The organism is Calidifontibacillus oryziterrae (assembly GCF_000331575.1).
Classification (GTDB): domain Bacteria; phylum Bacillota; class Bacilli; order Bacillales; family Bacillaceae_J; genus Calidifontibacillus_A; species Calidifontibacillus_A oryziterrae.
Window position 1 is genome coordinate 1 of the sequence record NZ_ANOK01000017.1, and the last position, 621, is coordinate 621.

The 621-nt window shown below is 35.9% G+C and carries 2 protein-coding genes; both read right to left on the bottom strand.

Translation table 11 applies throughout. The features are described 5' to 3' along the window. On the bottom strand, positions 1 to 184 hold a 184-nt coding region (locus tag D612_RS18095), incomplete at its 3' end, for a hypothetical protein (protein WP_017755016.1). Beyond that, on the bottom strand, positions 181 to 621 hold a 441-nt coding region (locus tag D612_RS0108425; RefSeq protein WP_017755017.1), incomplete at its 5' end, for a tyrosine-type recombinase/integrase. The genes D612_RS0108425 and D612_RS18095, both read right to left, overlap by 4 nt.

The following is a 621-nucleotide window of genomic DNA, read 5'->3' on the forward strand; positions in this document are numbered from 1 at the left end:
TGAGTTTCGGTGGAAGTACCGTAAAATTCATTTTGTGATGGGTTTTCCCCCATTCAGATTTTCTAAATTCATTAAAAGCTGCATCGTCTGCATCCCAAATGTCATCTTCAAAGTACCCAGAGACTATTTTAGTTATTTCACTCACTTTATTTTCTGGTAGTACGTATCCCACTGATAAGTTCATTCGTCATTCCCCTTATTTTCCTTGTTGATTTTCATTCTTTCTTGAGCTTTTTCCCAGTCTTTTCGTATATCTTCATCCGAAGGATGGATGTACATCTGCATTGTTGTTTGAATATGAGCGTGTCCAGCCCGATTCATTAAATGTTCATCTCTCCAACCAGCTTTTCTCAGTTCTGTTAATGATGTGTGGCGTAACATATGTGGAGTGAAATAAATGCCTGTTTTATCACGTAGACGTTGAACCAGTGCTGCTACATCGGTATATTCTAACGGTTGGCCTTTATTTTCTCCTGACAACTTAATAAAAACGTGATTTGTATCAACTTCATCGGTATGAAATTGAGCAATATAATCAAAGTACATATTAATTAAATCCTCAGATACATCAATACTACGGGGACTACATACTGTTTTAATTTCAGCTAGATTAAATAATTC